The sequence below is a fragment of the uncultured Thiohalocapsa sp. genome (genome assembly GCF_913063425.1).
Taxonomy (GTDB): Bacteria; Pseudomonadota; Gammaproteobacteria; order Chromatiales; family Chromatiaceae; genus Thiohalocapsa.
This window is the reverse complement of record NZ_CAJXYK010000013.1, coordinates 18,425-38,709: the sequence shown is the minus strand read 5'-3', so window position 1 is coordinate 38,709 and position 20,285 is coordinate 18,425. Positions and strand designations below refer to the sequence as shown.

15 protein-coding genes are annotated in these 20,285 nt (G+C 69.2%); 8 read left to right on the top strand and 7 right to left on the bottom strand.

All coding sequences use genetic code 11. The annotated features are described in order from the left end of the window. Positions 1-223: 223 nt before the first annotated feature. Both QZ607_RS09375 and QZ607_RS09370 read right to left on the bottom strand, forming a co-directional pair. The gene (locus tag QZ607_RS09375) at positions 224-1,060 is read right to left on the bottom strand and encodes a hypothetical protein (RefSeq protein WP_295882132.1); all 837 of its coding nucleotides are present in this window, start codon (positions 1,058-1,060) and stop codon (positions 224-226) included. Positions 1,061-1,204: 144 nt separating this feature from the next. Continuing rightward, complete coding sequence (locus tag QZ607_RS09370; RefSeq protein WP_295882130.1) at positions 1,205-2,455, bottom strand: SGNH/GDSL hydrolase family protein; 1,251 nt, start codon at positions 2,453-2,455, stop codon at positions 1,205-1,207. A gap of 358 nt (positions 2,456-2,813) precedes the next feature. Between QZ607_RS09370 and trxB the strand changes: the two genes are divergently transcribed. The 6 genes from trxB (at position 2,814) to infA (ending at position 7,399) form a co-directional block, all read left to right on the top strand. Beyond that, on the top strand, positions 2,814-3,776 hold the full coding sequence (gene trxB / locus QZ607_RS09365; protein WP_295882128.1) for a thioredoxin-disulfide reductase: 963 nt from the start codon (positions 2,814-2,816) through the stop codon (positions 3,774-3,776). Positions 3,777-3,845: 69 nt separating this feature from the next. Further along, on the top strand, positions 3,846-4,130 hold the full coding sequence (locus tag QZ607_RS09360; RefSeq protein ID WP_295882127.1) for a hypothetical protein: 285 nt from the start codon (positions 3,846-3,848) through the stop codon (positions 4,128-4,130). Positions 4,131-4,235: 105 nt separating this feature from the next. After that, positions 4,236-5,423 (top strand): GNAT family N-acetyltransferase, encoded by a 1,188-nt coding sequence (locus QZ607_RS09355; protein ID WP_295882126.1) that lies wholly within the window; start codon positions 4,236-4,238, stop codon positions 5,421-5,423. Then, on the top strand, positions 5,420-6,196 hold the full coding sequence (gene aat, locus QZ607_RS09350; protein WP_295882125.1) for a leucyl/phenylalanyl-tRNA--protein transferase: 777 nt from the start codon (positions 5,420-5,422) through the stop codon (positions 6,194-6,196). The genes QZ607_RS09355 and aat overlap by 4 nt, the downstream gene beginning before the upstream one ends. After that, a complete protein-coding gene (locus QZ607_RS09345) occupies positions 6,186-6,947 on the top strand; it encodes an arginyltransferase (protein WP_295882124.1) in 762 nt (253 codons plus the stop codon). The genes aat and QZ607_RS09345 overlap by 11 nt, the downstream gene beginning before the upstream one ends. Positions 6,948-7,180: 233 nt before the next feature. Then, positions 7,181-7,399 carry a translation initiation factor IF-1 gene (infA, locus tag QZ607_RS09340; RefSeq protein WP_295882123.1) on the top strand — a complete coding sequence of 73 codons (219 nt, stop codon included), beginning with the start codon at positions 7,181-7,183 and terminating at the stop codon, positions 7,397-7,399. Between the two features lie 317 nt (positions 7,400-7,716). Here infA and clpA read toward each other — a convergent pair whose 3' ends face one another. Then, complete coding sequence (gene clpA / locus QZ607_RS09335) at positions 7,717-9,981, bottom strand: ATP-dependent Clp protease ATP-binding subunit ClpA (RefSeq protein ID WP_295882122.1); 2,265 nt, start codon at positions 9,979-9,981, stop codon at positions 7,717-7,719. 171 nt (positions 9,982-10,152) lie between these two features. Then, complete coding sequence (clpS, locus tag QZ607_RS09330; RefSeq protein ID WP_295882121.1) at positions 10,153-10,476, bottom strand: ATP-dependent Clp protease adapter ClpS; 324 nt, start codon at positions 10,474-10,476, stop codon at positions 10,153-10,155. A 600-nt stretch (positions 10,477-11,076) separates the two neighbouring features. Between clpS and QZ607_RS09325 the strand changes: the two genes are divergently transcribed. Beyond that, positions 11,077-11,283, top strand: coding sequence for a cold-shock protein (locus QZ607_RS09325; protein ID WP_295882120.1), 207 nt, complete (start codon positions 11,077-11,079; stop codon positions 11,281-11,283). A gap of 358 nt (positions 11,284-11,641) precedes the next feature. Here the strand turns inward: QZ607_RS09325 and icd are convergent, their stop codons facing one another. Continuing rightward, entirely contained in the window at positions 11,642-12,898 is a 1,257-nt protein-coding gene (gene icd / locus QZ607_RS09320) for an NADP-dependent isocitrate dehydrogenase (protein ID WP_295882119.1), read from the bottom strand. A gap of 119 nt (positions 12,899-13,017) precedes the next feature. Here icd and QZ607_RS09315 point away from each other — a divergent pair, with 119 nt between their 5' ends. Continuing rightward, positions 13,018-13,632 carry a pseudouridine synthase gene (locus tag QZ607_RS09315; protein ID WP_295882118.1) on the top strand — a complete coding sequence of 205 codons (615 nt, stop codon included), beginning with the start codon at positions 13,018-13,020 and terminating at the stop codon, positions 13,630-13,632. A 121-nt stretch (positions 13,633-13,753) separates the two neighbouring features. On the opposite strand, the gene QZ607_RS09310 is transcribed toward QZ607_RS09315, so the two are convergent. Then, a complete protein-coding gene (locus QZ607_RS09310) occupies positions 13,754-18,394 on the bottom strand; it encodes a hypothetical protein (protein ID WP_295882117.1) in 4,641 nt (1,546 codons plus the stop codon). Between the two features lie 328 nt (positions 18,395-18,722). Next, complete coding sequence (locus QZ607_RS09305; RefSeq protein ID WP_295882116.1) at positions 18,723-20,162, bottom strand: dihydrolipoyl dehydrogenase; 1,440 nt, start codon at positions 20,160-20,162, stop codon at positions 18,723-18,725. Positions 20,163-20,285: the final 123 nt, after the last annotated feature.

Genomic DNA, 20,285 nt, shown 5'->3' with positions numbered 1-20,285 from the left:
CTAACCGCAGTATACCGTTATCGTGGGTTCTTCGTGTGAATTCGACGCTGTCTGCCCCGGGGACACGCCGATCATTGGTCGTGCTGGCTTCAATCGGCACGGGAAGCGAAGAACAGGTTACCGGTTCCCGTCATTGTCAGCGACTTGGGTCCCTGAGCAGTGCGGGCCGTCGCGGCCCGCTCGGGAAACGCCGTCAATCGGCGTCTGCCTACAGCCACCAGGCCTAGAGCCACCAGGCCTCGAGCACGTCACCACCGGCGCGCCGGCGCGGTCGCGGCCGCCAGATGGCGAGCGGACGCGCCAACGCACCGATCAGCGCGCGGCTGTACGCGAGCGCCACCAGGAGCCACAGGAGGGCAACCGCGCCAAGGGCGAGCAGCGCCTCAAGGCGCATGGCGAGGTCCGCCCCGTCCGCAAGCACCGACAGCGACCAGCCGGCGAGTCCCTGCATCCCGGCGTAAGAGCGGACCATCGCATCGACGAGGCCGTCCGCCGCGAGCCGCCCGTCCGGCATGCTGTAGGCCAGCGCCTCCTGCCAGCTGAGGCCGCGATAGTCATCGCCACCACGCAACAGCAGCACCGACACGGACTCGAGCCACAGCAGCAGGGTGCTGAGCCAGATGGCCCAGCGCCGCGCCAGCGCGAACAAATAGGTCCGCTTCACGGCGTCCGCCAGCAGCCCCGGCAGGCGCGGCATGAGCATGGCGAGGATCAGCACATCCAGCAGCCACACGGCCCAGCCGCGCAGGTTGAGCGACAGCGCGACGGTCATCAGCAGGGCCGCCAGGACGAGGCCCTTGCCCGCCTCCACGGCGAGCACCAGGGGCTCCATGCCCATGAGCCGATAGAGCCAGCTGCGGCCGGCGAGATATTCGCTGCGAAAGGCATGCCGGCGGCAGAACACCGACTCCGCCCCCGCCATCGAGATCGGCCAGGCCAGGAGCAGCAGGAACACAAGCAATCCCAACCCGCCCAGGTGGGGCGCGCTCAACTGCCACACCAGCAGCACGGTCCACACCGCGAGCATGGACGCCATGCGCGGCAGCATCTTGCTCTTCATGACCGACCCCCCAACCGCAGCGGGACTTTGCCTCCGACGCAGCACCGGCAGCGCCCGGCGCCTTGCCGAGCGCAGATTTTAGCCGCTTGGGCGCTGCGGGTCTGTGGCGTAGGTCCGGATGCGCACCAGCGCGGGCGCCCAGGGTCAGGGCACGGCGGGCGCGGCGGCAGCCCCGCCGGGTGCTGCGGCAGCCCCTGCCAGCTGATCGCATAGCAGCGCCGCCGCGGCAGCGCCGGCCGCCGCATGCCCGGCCGCGTTCCAATGCCCGAGGCCGGGCCGACCACCCGGAAAGCCGTGCAGCAGTGCATCGTCGCGCTCCGCCTGCGCCGCGAGCAACGCCGGCAGATTGAGCACCGCCATGCCATGGCGCCCGGCGGCGTCGAGCAGCCGGCGCACCGGGTAGCCAAGGTCCGCCACCCCCAGCGCGGCGGCGAAGCCCCTCGGCACCCGTGGATCGGGGTGCACCTGCGCGCCGGTGCCGATGAGCATCAGCACGGGCTCTGCTCCAGCGCTTCGGACCTCTCGGGCGAAGGCCGCGAGCATGGCCTCCGTCGCCTGCCAGCTCTCCCGCCAGACGGCGTCAGCGGGGGCGCGATACACGGCGTTGTCCACGCCCGGCTCCCGGGGCTCTGCGGCGGGCGCCGCCCGGTCGCCCGGCGGCGCCGCTTTGGCGAAGGCGCGCAGCCGCAGGGCGTCCCGGGCCTGCACAAACAGCTGGGCAATTCGCGAATGCGCCAGCAGCCACTGCCGCGCCTGTCCGGGGGCCGAGGTCGCCTTGCGGTACACCCGACCCCGCCGGAAGTCGTCGTCAAGCACCAGCTCGCCGTCGCGCAGGCGAAAGTACGGGCGCAGCGGCTCGGCATCGAGCGCCGGATGGTTCTCGGTGAGATCGTTGCCGATGAAGAAGGCCAGCACCGCCGCATCCGGCGCGAAGTCCCGCGCATGCGCCCGCCAGGCCAGCAGCGACTGGGCGGTGCTGTAGCCGCTCACGGCGAAGCTGAGCGTCTCCAGGGGCTTGGCGAGCGCGCAGTCCGGGCCGCGCAGCCGCTTACTCATGACCTGCCACCAGGTCGCCTCGATGGGCACCTGCACCGCCTCCGTGAAGGAGTCGCCGAGCACGGCGATACGCAGCGTGCCCGGGGGCTTGCGGCGCGGGTGGTCGTCATCGCGAAAGCCGCGCCCATTGGTGCGCACCAGCGCCGCGCCCTCGAAGCGCTGCCAAGCGGCAATGTGCGGTGGCGGACGCCAGCCGAGGATGGGATCGGGTCGCTTGGCGATGGCCCAGTAATAGGATTGGCCGGCAAGCCGCAGCAGCCCCTCGCCCAGCAGCAGCGCCACGGCGAGGGCGGCGGCGAGCAGGCCGAGTGCGGCGATCCAGGCGGGCTTGCGGGACATGGCGGAGGCTTCGGTCACAGGCACAGCAGACGCCGGCCCAACGGCCGCGCTGCGGGCTCGCAGCGGCGGCCTGCGGCCATCGGCGCAGCTGCGCAGTATAACGATGCAGGAGCGGGCGCCGACGGAACCTGCGCCCAGCGCAGCTCCGCGGGCGGCGCTGGCAAGCGTCGCCGACGTTGACCCCGCCCCCCCCCGCTTTACCGGTCCCCCGACGGCGCGTAGCATCTTGGGTTTTGATCGCGGGGTCGGGTGTGCCGAGAAGCCTGGCGCGGGTCCGCCAGCGGGTCCCCCAAGGGGCGCTGGGCGGGTTCCCGAGCAGATCCAGGGCAGGCCCATCGGCCCCGAGTGGAGACAGACCATGAGCGAGACCAAACACTGCCGACTGCTGATCCTCGGCTCCGGGCCCGCCGGCTATGCCGCTGCCGTCTACGCCGCCCGGGCGAACCTGAGCCCGGTGCTGGTCACCGGCCTGGAGCAGGGCGGTCAGCTGATGACCACCACCGACGTGGACAACTGGCCCGGCGACCCGGACGGCGTCCTGGGCCCGGATCTGATGGAGCGCATGCGCAAGCATGCCGAGCGCTTCGAGACCGAGCTGATCATGGATCAGATCAGTGCCGTGGACCTGAGCCGACGCCCTTTCGAGCTCAAGGGCGACAGCGCCACCTACACCTGTGATGCGCTGATCATCGCCACCGGTGCCAGCGCCAAGTATCTCGGACTGCCGTCGGAAGAGGCCTTCAGGGGCCGCGGCGTCTCCGCCTGTGCCACCTGCGACGGCTTCTTCTACCGCGGACAGAAGGTGGCGGTCATCGGCGGCGGCAACACCGCCGTGGAGGAAGCGCTCTACCTGTCCAATATCGCCTCGGAGGTGACCCTGGTGCACCGCCGCGACGCCCTGCGCGCAGAGAAGATCCTGCAGCAGAAGCTCTTCGACAAGGCCGAGAACGGCAATGTACGCCTGGCCTGGAACCATGTGCTGGACGAGGTACTGGGCGACGCATCCGGCGTCACCGGCATGCGCATCAAGAACGTCAAGGACAGCACCACCGAAGACGTGGACCTCCAGGGCGTGTTCATCGCCATCGGCCATCAGCCGAACACCCAGATCTTCGAGGGACAGCTCGACATGGCCGGCGGCTACATCAAGGTCAAGAGCGGCACCGAGGGCGATGCCACGGCAACGTCCGTGCCCGGCGTCTTTGCCGCCGGTGACGTCATGGATCATGTCTACCGCCAGGCCATCACCTCCGCCGGCACCGGCTGCATGGCGGCGCTGGACGCGGAGAAGTACCTGGACGACATCGCGCAGAAGGCCTGAGTGCAGCCGGCAGCCGCCGCCGGGACCGCCCGCCTGGATCGCCGCCTGGATCGCCGCCCGGTTCACCGAATGAACCGCCACAACTTCCCGACCATCGCGCTGCTGGTGTCGGTGCCGCTGTTGCTGGTGATGATTTTCGGCGGCGGCCCCCCGGGCGGCGCGACGCGGGTGCCGCTGCTCGCACTGCTGCTGGTGGCCGAGTTTGGGCTCATCATCAACGCCATCGGCGCCTGGTTCGGTGTGCTCGCAGTGCGCAGCCGCCCGCGGCCCCGGGGTGCGCTGCTGCGCCTTGCGGCCAACCTGCTGCTGGCGTTGGACTTCGGCGCCAACCTGCTGGCGTTCTGGCCCGGCTGAGCCGGGGCGGCCGGCGGCGCCCGCCCGGCCTTTCCGAGCGCCGCCGGCGCCCATACCGTCGGGGCTTTCAGGCGCAGTCTGCCGGGCAGCAGAGGCCGGCATCGGATGTATCGACTCACCACCCTCGCCGCCATCGACGAGATCCCCGCCGCGGACTGGAACGCACTGGCGGGCGACGACCTGCCGCATCTGCGGCACGAGTTCCTCGCCGCCATGGAGCACCACGGCTGCGTCGGCGAGCGCTTCGGCTGGCTGCCGCGGCACCTGGTGCTGCGCGACGGCCACGACCGTCCCGTGGCCGCCGCCCCCTGCTACCTCAAGTTCAATTCCTACGGCGAATTCGTCTTCGACTGGGCCTGGGCGGATGCCTACCGCCGCGCCGGCGAGCGCTACTATCCCAAGCTGGTCGTCGCCTCGCCCTATACCCCGGCAACGGGACTGCGCATACTCACGGCCGACAGCGAGGAGCGCCCGGCGCTGGCCGCGGCGCTGATCCAGGGCTCGGTGCAGGTGGCCGAGCGCCTCGGCGTATCCGGCCTGCACTGGCTCTTCACCAGCGACACGGAAACCGACTGGCTGCGGGCGCAGGGCCTGATGCCGCGGCTCGGCTGCCAGTTCCACTGGCAGAACCCGGGCTACGCCAGCTTCGACGACTTCATCGGCGCCTTCTCGGCGGAGAAGCGCAAAAAGGTCAAGCGCGAGCGCCGCCGGGTCGGTGAGTCCGGCATCCACATCCGCCGGGTCAGGGGCGATGCGGTGACGCCGTCGGAATGGCGCATCTTCCACCAGCTCTACGAGGACACCTTCGACAAGCGCGGCGGCCTGCCCACGCTGAGCCTGCCGTTCTTCGAGGAGATCGGCCGCACCATGGGCGAGCATCTGCTGCTGGTGCTGTGCGAGCATGCGGGGCGCATCGTCGCCGCCGCCTTCTGCCTCATGGGCAGCCACAGCCTCTACGGCCGGCACTGGGGCTGCTTTCAGGATTTCCACAGCCTGCACTTCGAGGCCTGTTACTATCAGGGCCTTGAGCACTGCATCGAGCACGGCCTCACACGCTTCGAGCCCGGCGCGCAGGGGGAGCACAAGGTGGCACGCGGCTTCCTGCCCACCCGCACCTGGTCCGCCCACTGGATCGCCGACCCACGCTTCCGCCAGCCCATCGGCGCCTTCCTGGAGCACGAGATCGAGGCCGTGGAGGACTACATCGACGAGATGCACAGCCACAGCCCCTACAAGGCCACCCCGGACCAGTCCCCCGATCAGCCCACCGGCAGCCAGCCGGCGCAGGCTTGAGCCGGCCTGCCCGCCACCTCCCCTACCTGCTGGCGCCGGATGACCCGAGCGCCGCCTTCCCGGACGTGCGCGAGGCGCTGGTGGAGCCCGACGGGCTGCTCGCGGTGGGAGGCGACCTGAGCGTCGCCCGGCTCGTGAATGCCTATCGCCTGGGCATCTTTCCCTGGTTCAACGCGGGCGACCCCATCCTCTGGTGGTCGCCGGACCCGCGCACCGTGCTGCGCCCGCAGGCGCTGCGCGTCTCCCGCAGCCTGCGCAAGCTGCTGCGGCGGCGGTGCCTGGAGGTCACCATGGACCGGGACTTTCCGGCCGTCATCAACGCCTGTGCCGAGCCGCGTGCAGACGGCGGCGGCACCTGGCTGGTGCCGGAGATGATCAGCGCCTACCGGGCGCTGCACGTGCACGGCATCGCGCACTCCGTCGAGGTCTGGCAGGATGGCGCACTCGCCGGGGGGCTGTATGGTGTCGCCATTGGCGGTATCTTCTACGGCGAATCCATGTTTACCCGCGTCGACAACGCCTCCAAGGTGGCCCTGGTGCAGCTCAGTCGCTTCCTGGACAACCACGGCTTCGCGCTCATCGACTGCCAGGTGCTCACCACGCACCTGCTGCGGATGGGGGCGGAGCAGATTCCGCGCGCGGCCTTCGTCCGCCTGGTGGAGCAGCTGCGGGACCGGCCCACGCCCCGCGGCTCCTGGGACGACGGCAACCTGCACTACCCGCAGCCGCCGGGCGCTGACGCCCAAGCAGCGGAGACCCGGCATGCGCGATGACCGCCCCGCCCGGGGCGACCTGCAGCTTTATCTCACGGGCGAGCACGAGTGCTCCTACATCGAAGGGCTGCGCGCCCGCACGCTGTTCGTAGACCCGCTGGCCCACATCGACGCCGCCCGCGCCGAATGGCTTCAGCAGATCGGCTTCCGCCGCAGCGGTCAGCACTTCTACCGCCCGGCCTGCCGCGGCTGCCAGCGCTGCGTGCCGGTGCGGGTGCCGGTGGCGGCCTTCAAACCCAACCGCTCCCAGCGCCGCAACATCGTCCAGAACGACGCCGAGCTGAGCGTCGTCACCCGCCCCGCCGCACTCGTGCCCGAGCACTATCAGCTCTACGAGCGCTACCTGCTGGAGCGTCACGGCGACGGCGACATGGCCGATGACGTCTCAGTGGAGACCTACGCCCGCTTTTTGCTTGCGCCCTGGGGCGGGCGCACCCGCTTTCTGGAAATGCGCCGGGACGTGGCAGGCGAGAGCCGCCTGGTCGGTGTGGCGGTGACCGACTTCTTCAGCGACGGGCTGTCCGCGGTCTACACCTTCTTCGACCCGGACGAAGCCCACCGCGCCCCGGGCACCTATGCCGTGCTCACACAAATCCGCGAGGCCCGACGGCTGCGCCTTGACTACGTCTACCTCGGCTACTGGATCGGCGAGAGCCGCAAGATGGCCTACAAAGACGGCTTCCGCCCCATCGAGGCCTGGGACGGCCGCGAGTGGCGCCGCTTCGGCAAGGGCGAGGACATTCGCTTTTGACCCGGCGGCGGCTGACGCCGCTGCGGCATTGACGGCAGCAGCGGCGACCGATGGATGCCGTCGTGGCTGGCTGAAAGGGCCGCGATCTCTGCGGCTGGAACCGCCGGCTGTGGTACCATGGTGGGCTTGCGAGGCGCTGCCTGCGATGGTCCCGGCGCCGATCCCCGACTCCTCAAGATCGACCAGCGGCGACGCCACGCGCGGCGCCGGAACCGAAGTAGTGACCTGAATCAATGGCTAAAGAAGACGTCATCACAATGGAGGGCGTGGTTACCGAGACCCTGCCCAATACCATGTTCCGCGTGGAGCTGGAGAACGGCCACGTGGTCACCGCCCACATCTCGGGCAAGATGCGCAAGCACTACATCCGCATCCTGACCGGCGACAAGGTCACGGTGGAGCTCACCCCCTATGACCTGAGCAAGGGCCGCATCACCTATCGCGCGCGCTGACGGCGCCCGCCGGGGCGGCTCTGCGCTGCCGTTGCTCGCCGTCCGCACAGGCACCCATCGAGCGACCATCCCGGCCTCTGCGCCACGGCGCGGATCGCGCGCCGAGCACTCAGCCTCCTCACCAATCCCCTGATCGCTCCCCCCGCTGCGGGCGACGCCCGTGCCCGCTGGGCGCGTCCGACGGCCGGCTCGGTGCGCGGCAGATGGAGGGACTGCCGACACCGCGTCACCCGCGGTGCCGGCAATGGCTCAGCTGAGCGTCTGCTGGCGCAGGCTCTGGGCCTGGGTCAGGCTCGGCCTCGGGCTCAGGCTCGGACTCAGGCGGTGGCCTTCTCGCTGTCGAAGCTGAAGATCAGATCGTCATCAGGACCCAGCTTGACGGTAACGGTGCCGCCATCCGCCAGCTCTCCGAACAGCAGCTCGTTGGCGAGCGGCTTCTTGATGTGGTTCTGGATGACCCGGGCCATGGGCCGCGCACCCATCAGCGGGTCGTAGCCCTTCTCGGCGAGCCAGGCCTTGGCGTCCGGCTCCACCATCAGCGCGACCTTCTTCTCGGCGAGCTGCTGCTCCAGCTCGAAGATGAACTTGTCGACGACGCTGGCGATGGTGGTCTGGTCCAGCGCACTGAACTGTACCACCGCATCCAGCCGGTTGCGGAACTCGGGCGTGAAGTACTTCTTGAGCGCCTCCATGCCGTCGGTGGAGTGGTCCTGCTCGGTGAAGCCGATGGAGCGGCGGCTGGTCTCCTCGGCGCCGGCGTTGGTGGTCATCACCAGCACCACGTTGCGGAAGTCCGCCTTGCGGCCGTTGTTGTCGGTGAGCGAGCCGTGGTCCATCACCTGAAGCAGCAGGTTGAAGACATCCGGATGGGCCTTCTCGATCTCGTCCAGCAGCAGTACCGAGTGCGGGTGCTTGGTGATCTCCTCGGTGAGCAGACCGCCCTGGTCGAAGCCCACATAGCCCGGGGGCGCACCGATGAGGCGGGACACCGTGTGCCGCTCCATGTACTCGGACATGTCGAAGCGGATCAGCTCCATGCTCAGGATGCGCGCGAGCTGGCGCGTCACCTCGGTCTTGCCCACACCGGTGGGACCCGTGAAGAGGAAAGAGCCGATGGGCTTCTCCTCGTTGCCGAGGCCGGAGCGATTCATGCGAATGGCCGAAGTGAGCGCGTCGATGGCCTCGTTCTGGCCGTAGACGACCATCTTCAGGTCGCGATCGAGGTTACGCAGCGACTCGGTGTCGGACATGGACACCTTCTTCGGCGGGATGCGCGCGATCTTGGCGACGATGGCCTCCACGTCGCCCACGTCAATGCGCTTCTTGCGCTTGGCCACAGGTTTGAGCTGCACATTGGCGCCGGCTTCGTCGATGACGTCGATGGCCTTGTCCGGCAGGTGCCGGTCGTTGATGTACTTGGCCGAGAGCTCCGCCGCGGCGCGCAGCGCCGGATTGGTGTAGCTCACCTGATGGTGCTCTTCGAAGCGCTTCTTGAGGCCCTTCAGGATCTCGAAGGTCTCCTCCACCGACGGCTCGTGCACGTCGATCTTCTGGAAGCGACGGGTCAGCGCCCGATCCTTCTCGAAGATGCCGCGGAACTCCTGGTAGGTGGTGGAGCCGATGCAGCGCAGCTCGCCTGAGGCCAGCACCGGCTTGATGAGGTTGGACGCGTCCATGACACCGCCGGAGGCGGCACCGGCACCGATGATGGTGTGAATCTCGTCGATGAACAGGATGGCGTTTGGGCGGCGCTTCAGCTCGGCGAGCACGGCCTTGAGGCGCTTTTCGAAGTCGCCCCGGTACTTGGTGCCGGCCACCAGGGAGCCTAGATCGAGCGCGTAGATGACGGCATCCGCCAGCACGTCCGGCACGTCGCCGTCGATGACCTTCTTGGCGAGACCCTCCGCGATGGCGGTCTTACCGACGCCCGCCTCGCCCACCAGCAACGGGTTGTTTTTGCGCCGCCGGCAGAGGATCTGCGCGGTGCGCTCCACCTCGCTGCTGCGGCCGATGAGGGGGTCGATGCGACCCTGGCGGGCGATCTCGTTGAGATTGGTGGCGAAGTTCTCCAGTGCGCTGGAGGATTCCTTCTCTTCGGTGCGGGGCTCCTCGGCCTCCGCCTGGGATTCGTCGTCCTGCTCTTCGCCCGGCACCTTGGAGATGCCGTGGGAGATGTAATTGACCACGTCGAGCCGCGAGACGTCCTGCTGGTTCAGCAGGTACACCGCCTGGCTATCCTGCTCGCTGAACAGCGCCACCAGGACGTTCGCGCCGGTGACCTCCTTCTTGCCGGCGGACTGCACATGGAACACGGCACGCTGCAGCACCCGTTGGAAGCCGAGTGTCGGCTGCGTCTCGCGGGCGTCGCCCTCGGCAATCAAGGGCGTGGTCTCGTCGATGAAAGTGGCGATGTCACGCCGCAGCTTGTCGGCGTCCGCTCCGCAGGCCCGCAGCACCTTGGCCGCCGTGGGGTTGTCCAGCAGGCAGAGCAGCAGATGCTCGACGGTCATGTACTCGTGCCGCTTCTCGCGCGCTTCCTTGAAGGCGTGGTTCAGGGTGAATTCGAGCTCTTTACTCAGCATGATCTGGACCCTGCGTAGCGTTGGGTGCAAAAAAGGATGCAGGAAGCCCGGCGATGCAGCTTGCAGCAGACACGACGGGGATCGGATGGGCGCGGGCGCTCAAGTACGCTGCTTGCCCGCGGGCAGCAGACTCGGCGGCGGTCGCCGCAGCAGGTGGCGCGGTGCGCGGACTCACGCCTCCTCCATGGTGCACAGCAGCGGGTGGTGGTTCTCGCGGCTGAAATCGTTCACCTGGTTGACCTTGGTCTCGGCGATGTCGCGGGTGTAGACCCCGCACACGCCGACGCCCCTGGTGTGTACGTGCAGCATCACCTGGGTCGCCTTCTCGCGGTTCATGCGGAAGAAGGTCTCAAGTACGTGGACGACGAACTCCATCGGCGTGTAGTCGTCGTTGACCAACAGGACCTTGAACAACGGCGGGCGCTTCAGCGCGGGCTTGGACTCCTGGACGACGAGACCCGAGTCCTGGTCTTCGCTTGAATTCCACTCGCTCATGGCTTGGGGTGTTGTGCGACTGGGTCTGGGTGCAAGGTTGGGTTGCGACTGTCGGGGCACGGGGCGCATTCTCGACTGCTGGCGTCTGAGCTGCCGGGTCTTGGACGCCTGGCGCACGACTGGCCAGGGTGCACCGACTCGGTCCCCGGGCCTGGGTCTGCGGCACTGTCGTGAGGGTACATGCCGTCGCGCCGCGGGCAGGCATTGAGCCGGCGCCCGACCTTCCTTGCGCTGTCCCAGGTTGTAAGGGCGTCAAAGAGAAAAATACAGCCCCCGCCCGCCCGCGTCTACGCCCCCGAGTGTGGGAAATGCCGTGTACGTCGGGTACGCCGCAGCGCTGGCTGAGGCCCGAGCAATCACGTTGATTGACCATGTGAATCAACCGACTATACTTCGCGGTTGTGGTGACCGTCGGGCGGCGCCCGCTGCTCCCCGGCACCCGGCATTCAGGGTCCGGCTGAGTCCCGGCTGAGCCCCAGCTGAGCCCCAGCTGAGCCCCAGCTGAGCCCCAGCTGAGCCCAGAACTGCCGACAACAACGACTGACTGCCACCCACAAGAGTACCGCGCCACAGCGGTCAAGCACCGGAGGAGTAGCCGCCATGATGACAGGTGTCGTTAAGTGGTTTAACAACGCCAAGGGATACGGCTTTGTGAAGCCCGACAACCGCGACGAGGACGTCTTCGTCCACTTCTCGTCCATCGAGATGGAGGGTTACAAGACCCTCAAAGAAGGCCAGAAAGTGGAGTTCGAGGTCAACCACGGCCCGAAGGGCCTGCACGCCGCCAGGGTGCAGCGCGCCTACTGACCATCACCTCGGGCTGCCGGACCGACCGGCGCCCGTTTCACTGCGCGGGCGTCGAGTCGGCGTCCCGAGCCTCCGGCCCTCAACTCCGCCCCACATCCATCACGCGCCGGGCATTGGAGCCCATGACCTGCTGCTCGCTCGCCGTGGCCGCCACTCAGGGCGTACCGCCACGTGCCGCACCCTCGGCGCCCGCCCTGTCCGATGCACGCGCCAAAACCGCCGCATCGCTCCACCCCTGGGCGATGGCCTGATCGCTGCCGTCTCCCTGCGGGACGATGCTCGCCGGGATCGCACCACAGCCGAAGAGAAGCAGCGCGCCGCGCCGCAGTCCGGCGTCGGCGCGCCAAACCGGGCTCCATCACATATTGTCGATCACCGCCTGCCCGAACCCGGAGCAGCTGAGCTTGGTGGCGCCCTCCATCAACCGCTCCAGGTCATAGGTGACGGTCTTCGCGGAGATTGCGCCCTCGATGCCCTTGATCACCAGGTCCGCCGCCTCGGTCCAGCCGAGATGCCGCAGCAGCATCTCGCCGGAGAGCAGCAGCGAGCTCGGATTGACCTGATCCCTGCCGGCGTACTTGGGCGCGGTGCCGTGGGTCGCCTCGAACATCGCCACGGTGTCGGACAGGTTGGCGCCGGGCGCCATGCCGATGCCGCCCACCTGCGCCGCCAGCGCGTCGGAGATGTAGTCGCCGTTCAGATTCAGGGTTGCGATGACGTCGTATTCTTTCGGCCGCAGCAGAATCTGCTGAAGGAAGGCGTCGGCGATGACATCTTTGACCGTGATCTCGGTGCCGGTGTTGGGATTCTTGAAGCTGCACCAGGGTCCGCCGCCGATCTCCTCGGCGCCGAATTCTGCCTTGGCCAGCTCATAACCCCACTCCTTGAAGGCGCCCTCGGTGAACTTCATGATGTTGCCCTTGTGCACCAGCGTCACGGAGGGCCGGTCATTGTCGATGGCGTACTGGATGGCCTTGCGCACCAGGCGCTTGGTGCCCTCGCTGGAGACGGGCTTGACGCCGATGCCGGAGGTCTCCGGAAAGCGGATCTTGGTGACGCCCATTTCCTGCTGAAGGAACTCGATGACCTTCTTCGCCTCCGGCGAGCCGCTCTGCCACTCGATGCCGGCGTAGATATCCTCGGAGTTCTCGCGGAAGATCACCATGTCCGTGTCCTCCGGGCGCAGCAGCGGGCTCGGCGTGCCGGCGAAGTAGCGCACCGGGCGCAGGCAGACATACAGATCCAGCTGCTGGCGCAGGGTGACGTTGAGGGAGCGGATGCCGCCGCCAACGGGCGTGGTCAGCGGCCCCTTGATGGAGACGACGAACTCCTTCACCGCCTCCAGGGTCTCGTCCGGCAGCCACACGTCCTCCCCATAGACGCGGGTGGACTTCTCGCCGGCGTACACTTCCATCCAGGCGATGCTCCGCTCGCCGCCGTAGGCCTTGGCGACGGCAGCGTCCAGCACGTCTTTCATCACCGGCGTGATGTCGATGCCGATGCCGTCGCCCTCGATGAAGGGCACGATGGGCCGGTTCGGCACCGTGAGCCGGTTGTCGGCGCCGACGCCGATCCGCTCACCGTCCGCGGGGATCTGGATGTGTTGGTAGGCCATGCTGCAGGTCCTCGGCAAGGGCGCCGCGCGCCGCGGCGCAGGAGATGGATGGGGATCGGGTGGCGGGCACACCGGATGACCCAGATGGTAACACCCGTTCAGCACATCCCGCCGCCGCGATGGCCCGACTGATCCTGTTCAACAAGCCCTACGGCGTCCTGAGCCAGTTCAGCGCGCCGCGTACTGCGGCGGCCGCTGCGCCTGCGCCGGCCACCCTCGCGGACTACATCCACCTGCCCGGCGTCTACCCGGCGGGCCGGCTGGACAAGGACAGTGAGGGCCTGCTGCTGCTGACGGATGACGGCGCGCTGCAGCACCGGATCGCACACCCGCGGCACAAACGGTGGAAGCGCTATTGGGTACAGGTGGAGGGCATGCCCGCGCCGGCGCAGCTGCGGGCGCTGCGCGACGGCGTTGACCTTTCGGACGGCACAACCAAGCCCGCACGGGTGCAGCGCATGGACCCGCCAAAGCTCTGGCCCCGAAACCCGCCGGTGCGCTGGCGCAAGTCCGTACCCGATGCCTGGCTGGAGCTCGCCATCCAGGAAGGGCGCAACCGCCAGGTGCGGCGCATGACGGCTGCCGTGGGCCTGCCGACGCTGCGGCTGGTGCGGGTCGCCGTCGGGGACTGGTGTCTGGACGGGCTCAGGCCCGGCGAGCACCGGGTCCTGCAGGTCACAGCGGCGACGGCCGGCGCCGACAGATCCCGCGACCGGCGCCGCCGTTATCGGTGACGCAACCGACAAGGGACGGGCTGTCGGTGGCAGCGGCGGGCGGCGTGTCAGCCCGCCAGCAGGTCGCCGCCGCTGCATCCTGACGAGCCCGGGATCACCACCGTCATGAGACCCGCAGCGGCTATGGTGACAAATCGAGCGTGAAGGATGTCTCGACGAGATCGTCATCGGTGAGCGGGTTCCCGCGACGGGCACTCAGGTCGCGCAGGTAAGCGATGGCTCCCGGGCTCAGTGCCGCCGCGTCCGGCAGATCGAGATCATGCACCAACGTGCCGACGGTACTGCCCAACAGGTCGCCGAAATTGGGACTGCGCGTGTTCAGCTCGCGCAGGTCGCCGCCGATCACGCCGATGGTGCTGTCGATGACAGCACCGCCGAAATAGCCGCCACCGCCGCCATTGTCGCCCTGGATGACGCCGACGGCAGCGTTGCCGTCGTCGTCGATCAGGACAACGCTGCCGTCGGGGAGCAGCAGCTCGCGGTGGACGGTCTGACGCACTCCGTCGATGGTCAGGGTCTGGGTCAGCCCAGCCAGATCGTCCAGGGAGGCGATGCGTGCGGGCTCGAAGCGCCCATCTGCCGCCGTCGACCAAAGCAGCAGGTGCTGGGCCACCCGACCCTGCACCGGCACCCCGGGGTCGATGAGGATGCCGACGTCACCGCCGACGACCCGAGCGCCCCGCAGGGTCACCTGCTGCGCGATGTCGGTGTCCATGCCGGCCGCGGTCAGCGCGCGGATCGCCAGACCATGGTCGGCGCCGACGATGGCCATGTCGGTGAGGTCGAGGAGTTGCTCGACGGCGCCGGCGCTCGCGCTCGCAGCCAGCCGCACAGGCGCCCCCTGGCGCTGCGGCGCCCGAGCGCTGACAGCCAGATCCCTCACCTGAACGGCTTGCCGGAGCGAGCCGCCATCGCTGGCATCGGCCTCGATGCCGAGATCGGATGCCCGCGAGCCCGGCCGGGCCCTGAGCGCCAGGCCTTGGTCGGAGCCGGCGCCCGCCTCGGCTGTGGATGATGCGCGCACCGAGGCGTCAGCGAGGCCGAGCCCCAGCTCCGCCGCCTGACGCCCCTGTGCGCCGGCGACGGCTTCCGCCGCCAGCGACAGGGCATCGTCGAGCATCGCGCCGTCCGCCGATACCACCTGATCGGCCCTGGATGAGGCGGCCGCGCCGTCGCCCATCGCCGCGGTACCGGCCGCTTCGTTGTCGATGCTGAGCGCGCCCAGCCGACCCGGGCCGTCACCGGTGACGCCGAGCACTGCGATCTGGCCGGCGAAGCCGCCGCCCGATGCGCTGTTGCCGATCTCAAACGCGCGTCCTGACAAGGCCAGAGCGTCCGCTGCAAGATCCAGCTCCTGTGTCGCTGTGCCGACGTCCTGCGCGGAGTTACGCAGAGCGAGCGCGGTGCCGCTGCCCGCATCCGTGCCCAGCACCGGGCCCGACAGGACGAGGCGCACATCCTGCGCCGCCTCGCCGCCATCCTGAGCCGCATTCGCGATCGCCAGTGGTTGCGTCGCCCCGAGAGACAGCGCCGGCAGCTCGGCCAGCAGCGACTGTGTCGCCGTGCCGCCGCCGGCCTCGTTGCCCACCCAGGCAGAGTCCCCATCCAGCACCAGTTCAGGACCGACCAGACGCGCCGTCTGGCCGGCGATGGCCTGAGACGACCCGCGGTTGTCGATGTCGAGCCCCCCGATGACGCCCTCACCACCGGCGAGCAGCAATGCCTGGCCCGCCACGGCGTCGCTTCCCACGGCATGGTTATGCAGGGCCAGACGCGCTCCCGAAACCTGTCGGCCATCGCTTTCGACTGTCAATGCCTGCCAGGCCTCACCGGCGTCGCTCTGGTTGCTGGCCGCGATGCCGGAGGCGGCGGGCTCGCTGTCCGAGAGACCTGGGACAGAGCCCGAGGCCACCGCCAGGCCGAGCAGTGTCAACCGTTGCCGGGCGCCGGCGCCGGCACCCGCGGCGTTGGCGATGCTGACGGCACCGATGCTGCCGGGACTATCCGCCGACTCATCGCGCCGGAGCACGAAGGTCTGATCCGCGGCGCCGTCCGCAGCTGCCTCGTTGTCGAGCAGCAGTGCCCGACCACCAGGCACGGCCGCGGCGACGACTCCCAGTGCAACGTCCTGCACCGCGACCCCCGCCGCTCCCGCCTGGTTGACGCCCCCGAGCCGGCCGTTGCCGTGCGCCGCCGCCAGCGGCAGGGCTGTACCACGCACGCGCTGGGTCGATTCCGCCCCCTCGTGCGCAGCATTGCTCAACCGGAGGCCGCCCAGCAGACCCCCACCCGTGCCGCGCAGGTCCAAGTCCTGCCGGGCCAGGGTCGCCGGCCCGGCCTGACTCCCGACGGCCAGGTCATCGATCTGCATCCCGCCCGTCAGGGACAGGGTCCCTGTCTGCAGGGAGCTGGTGGGATGCGTGTCGCCGCCGACCGGGTCCTCGCCTGCGTCGCTTCGGTTCTCGACAGCCACGGTCGCCAGTCGGGCCGGCGCCGCTGCCATCAGGCTCAGGTGCTGCGCAGCAGCGGCACCGGACTCGGCCTGGCTGCGCTGGAGGAGTCCGGCCTCGGCGAGGTCGATCCCATCGAGATCGAGCATGAGTCCCTGCTCTGCGGTCGCCTCCAGAAAGGCGCCATTGACGGCCTCGATGCCGCCGTCCGGGTCGCTGGCGGCCACGGAGAAGCCGGCGGCGTGCACCTGCTGCGTCGAGCTCGCGCCATGTGCTGACTGATTGAAATGGCTGAGCCAACCCACCCTGCCGCTGCCGGTGAGGCGCACCCATTGTTGCGCGGAGGCCTGTCCATAGGCGCCGCTCCCGATGAAGAGCCCGCCACCGCCTTGCAGGCGAAGTTCCGCGTCGACCAGGCGCACCGCCTGTTCGGCGGTTGCGCCATCGAATGCGCCATTGACGATGCCCACCCACTGCCCCGGCACGTCGGCGGTGCCGAAAGCGAGACCGCGGATATCCGCCTGCTGGGTGGCCCGCGAGGTACCGCGGGCCTCGTTCAGCAGGTCGACTCGCCCAATCCTGCCGCTGCCGGCGAGCTCCAATTGCTGCACTGCGCTGCCGGCTGCGCCCGCCGACAGGTTGCGCAGCGCAAGCCCGCTTGCCCCGAGCGCCAGCTCGGCGTCCACGAAAGCCGCACCCTGACGTGCGACGCCGCCGTCGACGGCGCGATTCTCAATGCTGATGCCGGCATCGCCGAGCGCATGATCGGTGGGCTCAGTGATGCGGACGCTGCGCAGATCAGCCAACTGCACTGCGACCGAAGCGCCGCCCACCGCGCTGTTGTCCAGGCGAAGACCTGCCGTGTCCAGCGGCCCCTCGGCAATCAGTATCTGCTCCGCAGTGCCGCCCGCCTCCGCCCGATTGGTGACCACAACGCCATCGGGCAGGCTCTGGCCCGGCCCCACCACGTAGACCGTCTGGACAGCGCGGGAACCCTGGCCGGTAGCCCGGTTCACGGCACGCACACCCCTGAGCTGCCCCTGCGAAGCAGACCGCGAGCCGGCCGACACGGGCGCTGCCGAGCTGCCGTAGACAATGGCCTGGCGGCGCTCGACGCCGCCGGTCGCGACATTCTCGACTTCGACGGCGGCGGCCTCCTGCGCGCCCGCCACACCCGAGCCGAGCACCAGGTTATCCAGAATGCGGCCCTGGACCGGACTGCCGTCCGGCAGGCTTACGGACGGCCCCGCCAGCTCCGGTGCCGCGGCCGGGCCGTCGCCATTGGAGGCGGGCGCCGCAATGGCCGCCGCCCGGGCGCGCACCGCCACCCCCACGGCGTCTGTGATCAGCACATTGCCCTGTACGACGAAGTCCGCCGCCCCATCCGCAAGCACCGCGGGTGCGGGCGTGCCGAGCTCATCGGTGAGGCCGCGCACGTCGAGCTCGACGCCACGGACTGCGCCGCCGTCACCCAGGACAATACCGGCGGTATCGCTCGGATTCGCTTGGGACTGGGTGCCGCCCGCGTGATCCGCCGATGACGACGAGCTCGCGACGCCGCGCCCGAGGTCACCCGCGCCGGGACCACGCCAGGTGGCGATCCGCGGGGCCCTGGAGGCATCCGGAAATCCGCGCGCGAGCCAATCGCGATAGCTCGGGCTGCGCGTCGGCCGCGGCTCGATGCGCCAGCCCTCACCCCAAATGTCCAGACCCTCGGGCAGACGCCAGGGCGAGGTCAAGGCATAAGGCTCGCCGCTGCTGTTGCCCTGCCACAGTCTCACCAGAGCACCGCCGCCGCCGACACACCGACCCTCTCGGCAGGCATCGATGCCCGGGTAAGGGCGCTCCCAGCTGCCGTCACCGCCCACCAGCCCACGCCTGCTGTCGATGTGGATGGTGTTGGTGTGCAGCACGACGCTTTGCGGCGGCGTCAAATCTGGGGGTGAGACGATGATGTCGAGATCACGGCGGGTGGGCTCGATCATGCGCTCATCGAGGCTGCGCACTCCGCGTTCCGGCTTCTGACCAAAGGCGTAGCGCAGGGTCACGCCGACCCTGCCACCGAACCAGGGATCGTCGCGGTAGCCCACATCGATGGCAAGGCTCTTGAGCGGGCGAACCTCCAGCCGCGCCTTCCAGCCCCCGACACTGCCGGTGAGATCCCCATCCAGCAAGTAGCCGCCCGCATAAACGCGGGTCTCCATCGCATCGACGGGCAAGCGGATGCCCGCCTCCCCGTCCCAGCCGGACAGCGCATCCTCGAAGGTCTCGTTGGTGAGTGTGCGATAGCCCTGGAAATGAATCCCGTCCACCCAGCCGGCGACGCGCTGCGGAGCGGTGAGCCCGTGGTGGTAGTTGAGTCTGAGATCCAGCGGCCCCAGCAGCTCCAGCCAACCGACGAACCGTACATGCAGTCATGTTTCTGACACACAGGGGACACCCGAAACGCCGCAGTATCAACACTTGCGCGCGCTCCGAGCACAGCTTGCTGGCACCTCGCTCTCGTCGCTGGTGCATGGGGGCGCCGGCGAGTGCCGGCGCGCAGGGCTGCGGCCCGGCGAGTGCTCCGGTTCACCGGCCTTGGCCCGACAGTGGACGCGACGCCCCAATGCGCAGTGCAAGCGCAGTCGCCCGCGCGGCTCAGGTTCCGAGCGGCGCCCGAGCCACCGGCCACGACGCCCTGGCCCATGCCAGCAGGTGCCGTCGGCGCGGCTTGACCAGCTCGGCCCGCAGCTCCAGCAGGGCGTCCTGCAGGGCCTCCTCGATGACGGGGTGGTAGAAGGGCATAGCCAGGGCCTGGGTCACCGTGAGTCGCTGCTCCAGGGCCCAGGCGAGCAGATGCGCCAGGTGCTCGCAGCGCGGGCCGACCATGGCCGCGCCGAGCAGGCGTCCGCTGCGCCGCTCTGCGTAGACCCGCAGCAGACCGCGGTTCTGGCCCATGATGAGGGCGCGGCCCACGGGCCCGAAGCGCTGCTCGGCGACGACCATGCGCTTGGCGTCGAAGTCCTGCCACTCCATGCCCACACAGGCGATGTTCGGCTCGCTGAAGACGATGGCCATGGGCGTGTGCGGGCGCCAGCGCCGCTGTCTGCGATGCACCGCGTTCCAGCCGGCGATGCGGCCCTGGGCCGCCGCCCGCTGCAGGTTGGCGATGCCGCCGGCGGCATCGCCGGCGAGATAGACGCCGGTACGGCCCACGCGCAGGGTCTGCGGATCGTATTTCGGCACACCATGCGCGCCCATGGACACACCGAGGCGGTCCAGGCGCAGGCGCTCCAGGCTCGGACGACGGCCGAGCGCCAGGAACAGCTTCTCCACCACCACCTCGCGCTCGCCGGCACGCACCCGGAAGCCGGCGTCACAGCGGCTGATGTCGGGCTCGTCGCCGAGCCAGAGCGGAAACTCGCGCCGGAAGATGTCGATGGCCGCGCGGTTCACCGCCGGGTCCTGGATGCGCGACAGGCGCTCGCCGTGGTCAACCCCGGTGACGGCCACGCCGAGGCGGTGCAGGGCCTGCCCGATCTCGAGCCCAATGGGCCCGAGCCCGATGACGGCCACGGACGCCGGCAGCTCCGTCTGCTCGAACACGTTGTCCACGGTGAGGATGCCGTCACCGAAGTCGGCGGCCCAGGCCGGCGGCACCACGGAGCGGGCACCGGTGGCGATGATCACGGCATCGGCCGCGATCTCCTGCTCGCCGACCCGCAGCCGGTGCGCATCAAGCAGCTGCGCATAGCCCTCGATCAGGTGGGCGTCGTCCATCTCGTCGGTGGTGTTGGCAAGCACCAGGTCCACGAAGGTGTCGCGCAGATCGCGCACATGCTCCAGCGCCGCCGGCCGGTCCAGCGCCAGCCCCTCGCCGCCGCTGACGCCGTAGCGTGCCAGGTTGTCGCGCATCTTGTACGTGTCCGCGAGATGGATGGCCACCTTGGACGGCATGCAGCCGACGCGCGCACAGGTGGTGCCGAGCGGACCACCGTTGATGAGCACCCAGTCCTCCGTGACCTTGCGGATCTCTTTGATTGCGTTGAGACCGGCGTGCCCTGCGCCGATCACTGCCACATCCACTCGCTTGGTCATTGGGTTGCACCCTGTCTCGTGATGCCGCATTGACGGGATGCCGGGCGCAGCCGGAGTCAGTGACGCGCCCGACCTTGTTGTGGGTGCAACTCTATACGCCGGCCTTGCGGCGAATTACCGCCT

Excerpts from the sequence above, each read along its gene's own strand:
- QZ607_RS09375 (WP_295882132.1), bottom strand. The coding sequence starts at position 1,060 with ATGAAGAGCAAGATGCTGCCGCGCATGGCGTCCATGCTCGCGGTGTGG.
- QZ607_RS09370 (WP_295882130.1), bottom strand. The coding sequence starts at position 2,455 with ATGTCCCGCAAGCCCGCCTGGATCGCCGCACTCGGCCTGCTCGCCGCC.
- trxB (WP_295882128.1), top strand. The coding sequence starts at position 2,814 with ATGAGCGAGACCAAACACTGCCGACTGCTGATCCTCGGCTCCGGGCCC.
- QZ607_RS09360 (WP_295882127.1), top strand. The coding sequence starts at position 3,846 with ATGAACCGCCACAACTTCCCGACCATCGCGCTGCTGGTGTCGGTGCCG.
- QZ607_RS09355 (WP_295882126.1), top strand. The coding sequence starts at position 4,236 with ATGTATCGACTCACCACCCTCGCCGCCATCGACGAGATCCCCGCCGCG.
- QZ607_RS09345 (WP_295882124.1), top strand. The coding sequence starts at position 6,186 with ATGCGCGATGACCGCCCCGCCCGGGGCGACCTGCAGCTTTATCTCACG.
- infA (WP_295882123.1), top strand. The coding sequence starts at position 7,181 with ATGGCTAAAGAAGACGTCATCACAATGGAGGGCGTGGTTACCGAGACC.
- clpA (WP_295882122.1), bottom strand. The coding sequence starts at position 9,981 with ATGCTGAGTAAAGAGCTCGAATTCACCCTGAACCACGCCTTCAAGGAA.
- clpS (WP_295882121.1), bottom strand. The coding sequence starts at position 10,476 with ATGAGCGAGTGGAATTCAAGCGAAGACCAGGACTCGGGTCTCGTCGTC.
- QZ607_RS09325 (WP_295882120.1), top strand. The coding sequence starts at position 11,077 with ATGATGACAGGTGTCGTTAAGTGGTTTAACAACGCCAAGGGATACGGC.
- icd (WP_295882119.1), bottom strand. The coding sequence starts at position 12,898 with ATGGCCTACCAACACATCCAGATCCCCGCGGACGGTGAGCGGATCGGC.
- QZ607_RS09315 (WP_295882118.1), top strand. The coding sequence starts at position 13,018 with ATGGCCCGACTGATCCTGTTCAACAAGCCCTACGGCGTCCTGAGCCAG.
- QZ607_RS09305 (WP_295882116.1), bottom strand. The coding sequence starts at position 20,162 with ATGACCAAGCGAGTGGATGTGGCAGTGATCGGCGCAGGGCACGCCGGT.